General features: G+C 68.9%; 6 protein-coding genes. 2 read left to right on the top strand and 4 right to left on the bottom strand.

The window, feature by feature from the left end; genetic code table 11:
• A partial coding sequence (locus VGF64_03705; protein HEY1633838.1) for a histidine phosphatase family protein occupies positions 1-400 on the bottom strand: 400 nt, incomplete at its 3' end.
• Positions 401-461: 61 nt separating this feature from the next.
• Here VGF64_03705 and VGF64_03700 point away from each other — a divergent pair.
• Complete coding sequence (locus VGF64_03700; protein HEY1633837.1) at positions 462-1,133, top strand: uracil-DNA glycosylase; 672 nt, start codon at positions 462-464, stop codon at positions 1,131-1,133.
• 17 nt (positions 1,134-1,150) lie between these two features.
• On the opposite strand, the gene VGF64_03695 is transcribed toward VGF64_03700, so the two are convergent.
• Positions 1,151-2,305 carry a Coenzyme F420 hydrogenase/dehydrogenase, beta subunit C-terminal domain gene (locus tag VGF64_03695; GenBank protein ID HEY1633836.1) on the bottom strand — a complete coding sequence of 385 codons (1,155 nt, stop codon included), beginning with the start codon at positions 2,303-2,305 and terminating at the stop codon, positions 1,151-1,153.
• Between the two features lie 43 nt (positions 2,306-2,348).
• Between VGF64_03695 and VGF64_03690 the strand changes: the two genes are divergently transcribed.
• Positions 2,349-3,164 (top strand): DNA-formamidopyrimidine glycosylase family protein, encoded by an 816-nt coding sequence (locus VGF64_03690; GenBank protein HEY1633835.1) that lies wholly within the window; start codon positions 2,349-2,351, stop codon positions 3,162-3,164.
• Positions 3,165-3,167: 3 nt separating this feature from the next.
• On the opposite strand, the gene bcp is transcribed toward VGF64_03690, so the two are convergent.
• The gene (bcp, locus tag VGF64_03685) at positions 3,168-3,632 is read right to left on the bottom strand and encodes a thioredoxin-dependent thiol peroxidase (GenBank protein ID HEY1633834.1); all 465 of its coding nucleotides are present in this window, start codon (positions 3,630-3,632) and stop codon (positions 3,168-3,170) included.
• 12 nt (positions 3,633-3,644) lie between these two features.
• Positions 3,645-5,873 (bottom strand): MMPL family transporter, encoded by a 2,229-nt coding sequence (locus VGF64_03680; GenBank protein HEY1633833.1) that lies wholly within the window; start codon positions 5,871-5,873, stop codon positions 3,645-3,647.
• Positions 5,874-6,122 lie beyond the last annotated feature (249 nt).

Below are 6,122 nucleotides of genomic sequence, written 5' to 3'. Positions count from 1 at the left end.
TCTCCGAGAACGACTCGCCGCCCGGGAACCGGAAGCCGCTGGGCCAGCTCTGCACGTCCCGCCATTCCGGCAGCTTGCGCAGCGCCTTCAGCTCGCCCCCGGTCCAGTCGCCGAAGTCACACTCGAGCAACCCCCGCTCGATCGCCACCTTGAGGCCCAACCGTCTGGCGATCGGCGCTGCCGTCTCCCGCGCTCGTTCGAGCGGCGACGCGTAGATCGCCTCGATCTTGGTCGTGCTGGCCAGCCGCTCGGCCATCTTGTCGGCGTCGGCCCGCCCCCCGTCGGCCAGATGGAGCCCCGGTGCCCTCCCGGGCAGCACCGAGCCGGTGGTGGGAGTCCGGGCGTGGCGCACGAAGAGCACAACAGTCGGGGGAGGTTGCTTGGCGCGGCGGGTGGCCATGACCTTCCCCAACCTACCCGACCCGGGTGAAACCATTCCGCTGGGAAGTACGGTCGTCGGCGTGCAACGATCCGTCGCCCTCGAGCGACTCGCCGCCGAGGTCGTCCAGTGTCGGAGGTGTCCTCGGCTGGTCGAGTGGCGGGAACGGGTAGCCAGGGAGAAGCGGGCGGCCTACCTCGACGAGACGTACTGGGGCCGCCCCGTGCCGGGGTGGGGCGATCCGGCCGCGACGCTGATGATCGTCGGTCTGGCCCCTGCGGCCCATGGCGGCAATCGCACCGGTCGGATCTTCACGGGCGACCGCTCGGGCGACTGGCTCTTCGCCGCCCTGTGGCGCGCCGGCTACGCCAATCAGCCGACGAGCGTCTCTTCGGACGACGGCCTCGAGGTCCAGGGTGCCTACGTGTCGGCTGCGGTTCGTTGCGCTCCACCGGCCAACAAGCCGACCCCGGCCGAGCGCGAGACCTGCCTGCCCTACTTCGATCGCGAGCTGGCTCTACTCACCGACGTGCGGGTGATCGTGGTGCTCGGGCAGTTCGCCTACCAGGCCGTCGCCGGGCGGCTCGGTCTGCGGCCCCGGCCCCGCTTCGCCCACGGGAGAGAGGCGGCGCTGCCCGACGGCCGGATCCTCATCTGCTCGTATCATCCGAGCCAGCAGAACACCTTCACCGGGACGCTCACCGAGGCCATGCTCGACGCCGTGTTCGTCCGGGCCCGCGAGCTGACGGGCTGACGGGGGCGCGAGCGCCGCTAGCCGGGCGTGGAGGCAGCCGCTGCCCGTGGGGGTGGAGGCGGCATGAGGCCGGGACCCGACACCGCCGTCTCCGGCCAACGGCGGCGACTGGCGCGGGACAGCTTGCGCAAGAGGGCGATCGCGCCGGGGTCGTCGTCACCGGGCCGAACCTCGATCAACCGATCGGCGAGCAGTCCGTCCATGACCTCGCGGCCGCGATCGGTTCGCACGAGTGTCAGCGTCCAGTCGTTGAACGCGCCGATCCCCCCGGTGGAGATGTCGGCGTGCTCGGCGGCGAAGTCCGGACACGCCTTGCACCCCTCGCGGGTCCAGGCGTGGCACTCCTTGAGCGGGACCTCGTGGTAGCTGCCGTCGCGCATCCAGACCTGGAAGACGCCCTTGATGTTCATCTTCACCATGTCTTCCTTGCGCAGCCCGTACTTGGCCTCGAACAGCTCAGGGAAGATGGCGTCGTCGAAGGTCTTGGAGCACAGCAGGCCGATGTTGAGGGCGAAGCGGCGGGCCACCTTGCCCGCCTTGCGGGTCGACAGCACGGGAGGAACCGACGACTGGCAGCTCATGCCGACCAGGCCGATCTTCTCGGCCCCGCCGGCGATGGCATCGCCGTAGGCCATGGTGTTGGCGGAGTAGGTGTACCGGGAGCCGGCCCCGGCGAGCACCTGCTCCCGGGTGCGGGCAACGCCGGGGATGGCCTTCCAGCTGGTGCCGTCTCCCTCGAGGTAGGACACGAGCGCAGCATCGATGAAGCCGTGCTCGAGGGCCCAGATGAGGATCGCCGACACGAGCCCGCCGTCCTGGCCCACCTCCTGGAGCTCGGGGTCGACCGCCCGGGCCAGCACGACGTCCTTCGACACGCCCTCGACCTCGGCCACCTCCCGCTCCCGCCCGAACAGATGGGTGTCGATCTCCGGCTCCCACAGCCGGAACCGGGGGCAGGCCCGGGTGCAGAGGGTGCAGCCCCGCTCGCCGTAGGTGCAGTCGTCGAAGCCGCCCTCCTCCTCGACGTGGAACGGCCTGTAGGCGCCGTTGGCTTCGTCGTACTGGAGCACGTCGTAGGGGCAGGCGATGATGCACCCGGCACAGCCGGTGCAGAGTCCTGTCGTCACGACTTCGGAGAACAGATGCGCCCAGTGCGGCTTCTCGGGGGGCATGAGCGAGACCTTATCGGCTGACCCATGGGGTTATGGTCCCCGCATGCCCGAGCTGGCCGAGGTGGAGGCCTATCGCCGCCTGGCCGAATCCGCCCTGCACCGCCCGGTCGCCATGGTCGCGGCGCCGGACTCCTGGTACCTGAAGGGCGGCCTCGAGAGCCGATCGATCTCGACCGCCCTGGTGCGGCGGAGCTTCGTCGCCGCGCGCCGCATCGGGAAACTGTTGCTGCTCGACACCGACGGGGCCGACGTGGGAGAGGCATCGGTCACCGGACCCACGCTGGGACTACGCTTCGGGATGACGGGGAGGCTGCTGGTGGACGACCGGCTCGGAGTGGACCGCCTGATCTCCTCGAGCTCGAGTGACCGGTACAAGGCCGAGTGGATCAGGTTCTCGATCGGCTTCGCAGATGGGGGCCGGCTGGCGATGGTGGATCCGCGTCGTCTCGGCGGCGTGTTCCTCGATCCCGACGAGGACGCACTAGGACCCGATGCCGCAACCGTGGGATTGGCCGCGCTACGAGCCGCGCTGGGTACCAGCCGGGCGCCGCTGAAGGCCCGCCTGATGGACCAGGCCCGTCTGGCCGGCGTGGGCAATCTCATCGCCGACGAGGTCCTGTGGCGGGCCGGGCTGGATCCCCGGCGGCCGGCGAACTCGCTCACGCCGGCCGAGATCCGGCGCCTGCACCGCCACCTCCACGGTGTCGTCACCGACCTGCTGGAGCGGGGCGGCTCGCATCTGGGCGACCTGTTGGCTGCTCGCGGCCCCGGCGGGCGCTGCCCCCGGGATGGCGAGCCCCTCGTTCGGGACCAGGTCGGCGGCCGCACCACCTGGTGGTGCCCGCGGCACCAGCGCTGAGCGCTAGCCCCCGACCTCGGCCAGGACCTTGGCTGCGTGGCCGTCGGCCTTGACGTTGTACCAGGACCGGGCGACCTTGCCCTTGTCGTCGATGAGGAACGTCGAACGGATGACGCCGGTCGTCGTGCGCCCGTACATCGTCTTCTCGCCCCAGGCGCCGTAGCGCTCCATCACCTTGTGGTCCGGGTCGGAGAGGAGGTTGAAGGCCAGGCCGTATTTGGCCCGGAACTTCTGGTGGCTGGCGGCCTTGTCCGGCGAGATGCCGATGACGGGCACCTCGGCCCGCTCGAAGGCGGCCAGGTTGTCGTTGAACTGGCAGGCCTCGGAGGTGCAACCCGGCGTGTCGTCCTTGGGATAGAAGTACACGATCACCCGCTGTCCCGCGAAGTCGGACAGGGACACCTTCTTGTCGTCCTGATCGGGCAGCGTGAACGGTGGCGCCTTGGCACCAGCTTCGAGCTTGGACATGAGTCCAGTCTGTCAGCTGGAGCCGGGGCTCGACGTCCCTCCGGTCTCTGCTTGCTCCGGCGCCTTCTTCGCCTTCGACACGTCCACCGGCGTCAGCTGGACCAGGTCCTTGACGCTCGGTGCCGTCTGTTGCTGGCGCTGGTGCGGCCACCAGAATCTCCACCCCCGCAGGGCGGCGATCGCCGGGACCAGCCTCGTGGACAGGACGTTGGCGGCGATGATGACGCCGATTGCGACGCCGAACCCGATCTCCTGGAGGCTCTGGATGCCGGTCAGCAGCAGCGACGCGAACGTGCCGGCGAGGATGAGCCCGGCGGTGCTGATCGTCGGGGCGTTGTGCAGCACGGACTCATGTACGGCGTCGTGCGGTTCCCGACCGTTGTTGAACTCCTCGCGCAGGCGCGTCGACATCAGGATGTTGTAGTCGGTGCCTATCGCCACCACGAACAGGTACACGACGATTGGGATGCTGAAGTCGATACCGGGATAGCCCGTGCCGTTGATGAACACCAGCGTGATCGCCCCAATGGTGGCGAGGAAGGTGAGGCCGACCCCGGCGAGGAGCCAGAGCGGGGCCACGACGGCCCGCAGGATGAGGGCCAGGATGCAGAAGATGATGAAGATGGCGACCGGGAAGACGATCGTCATGCTGTGACCGAGCGCGGTGCGCACGTCGACCAGACTCGAGGTCGTGCCGCCCACGAGGACCTGCGAGCCGGGTACGGACCCGTGCGCCGCGCTGCGGATCGGTCCCTGGACGTCGTTCATCGCCGGCGTCGAGTAGGGGTTCTGGTTGAGCAGCACCTGCACCAGGGCCACGCTGTTGTTCGCGGTCAGCTGGGGCGGGAACACGCCGTTCTGAGCGACGCCCTGTGTCGACTGGAGCTTGGTGACCATGCTGGTCAGCCCGGCCTGGTCGATGGGCCCCGACGCTGAGGTCACGTAGATCTGCGTGGGACCCAGGACCCCCGGCGGGAAGGCGCTGCCCATGGTGTTGAAGGCCTGCTGCGAGAGCGTGCTCGACGGCAGCTCCGCCAGCGTGTTGTAGGTGGGCTTGAACCCCGTGGCGCCGACGGAGATCACGATCAGGATGCCCGCGAAGGCGGCGGCGACGCGCCCGGGTCGGCGGGCGACGGCATCGGCGATCCTCACAGACCGGCTGGGGCCCTGGGGCACCTTGGGCTTCGAGGGCCAGAACAGGTGGATCCCCAGGAGCTTGAAGATGGCGGGCACCAGCGTCAGGGCGGCGATGGCCATGAGCAGCACGCCGATGATCAGGCCGGGCGCCAGCGTGCGGAGGCTGCCCAGGCTGGACAGCAGGAGGGCGGCGAAGGCGGCCGCCACCGTGCCCGCGGCGGAGGCGATCACCACGCCGATGACGGTGAGGGCCTCGTTCAGGCCCTTCTCGGTCGGTTCGCCCTTGTTCTTGACCAGGCGCTCCCGGTAGCGGAACAGCATGAAGACGATGTAGTCGGTACCGATCCCGAACATGACCACGACGAGCAGCGGCGCCAGCTCCGAGCCCACCTGGAAGTTGAAGGCCTTGGCCAGATCGGCCGTCAGGGACTGGGCCATCTGGTGGACGACACCGATGACGACGATGGGCATGATGGCGATGATCGGGCTGCGGAACACGAACCCCAGCAGAGCCAGGATGAGCACCAGCGTTGCGATGGCGATGATCTGCTCAGCCGAGGAGTAGGCGTTGGTCGTGTCGACGCTGATGGCCGCGTTGCCGGTGAGTCCCGAGACCAGTCCCGTGTTCTTGAGGAACGCCGTCGAGTCGTCCCTGACGATCTTGACCGCCTGATTGACGCCCGTGTCCCCCGGTTGTCCCTTGAACAGGACGTTGATCAGCAGCACCTTGCCGTTCGGGGCCAAACCGCCGCTCGGGAAGGTCTGGGGCGAGGTCTGGATCGCGCTGACCGAGGGGATGTGGTCGTTGGTGAGCGACGTGACGAGCCCTTGGATCGTCGACTTGTTCTGCTGGGAGAGCGCGTTGTTCTTGGCCGTGCTGATGACCAAGGAGCCGGTGGCGCCCGACTGCTGGGGGAAGTACTTGTTGGCGACGTTCTGGGCGTCGATGGACTGGTACCCGGGCGGCAGGAAGTTGGCGTTGTTGTTCGAGGTGACGGAAGCGATCTGCGGCGAGAAGGCGAGGACGATGACGGCGGCGACGACCCACGCCGCAATGACCTTCCAAGGGTTGTTGATGACGACCCGCCCGAGCGCAGCGAACATGGCTCCCCCCTGTGTCGCCGTCAGACGCCGTGTGGCGCAGCTTTCAGCGCGCAAGGGTAGAGCATCGGCGGGAGGGGTGCCCGGGATGCCAGCCGGACCCCTGGACCCTTAGGCCTGGGCGGCCGCGTGGAAGGAGTAGTCGGGCGCCGTGCGTGGCGGCTCCCGACGGCTCATCGCCGCCTCGACCGCGGGCTCCAAGCGCTCGGCCTTGGCTTTCTCCCTGGCGTCCTCACCCTCGCGCAGGTCCGG

The organism is Acidimicrobiales bacterium (assembly GCA_036491125.1).
Taxonomy (GTDB): domain Bacteria; phylum Actinomycetota; class Acidimicrobiia; order Acidimicrobiales; family AC-9; genus AC-9.
The sequence above is the reverse complement of the archived record's forward strand: the minus strand, read 5'-3'. Positions and strand labels throughout refer to the sequence as shown.

What these genes read in the sequence shown, in the direction of transcription:
- VGF64_03695 (HEY1633836.1), bottom strand. Translation starts at nt 2,305, where the DNA reads ATGCCCCCCGAGAAGCCGCACTGGGCGCATCTGTTCTCCGAAGTCGTG.
- bcp (HEY1633834.1), bottom strand. Translation starts at nt 3,632, where the DNA reads ATGTCCAAGCTCGAAGCTGGTGCCAAGGCGCCACCGTTCACGCTGCCC.
- VGF64_03690 (HEY1633835.1), top strand. Translation starts at nt 2,349, where the DNA reads ATGCCCGAGCTGGCCGAGGTGGAGGCCTATCGCCGCCTGGCCGAATCC.
- VGF64_03680 (HEY1633833.1), bottom strand. Translation starts at nt 5,873, where the DNA reads ATGTTCGCTGCGCTCGGGCGGGTCGTCATCAACAACCCTTGGAAGGTC.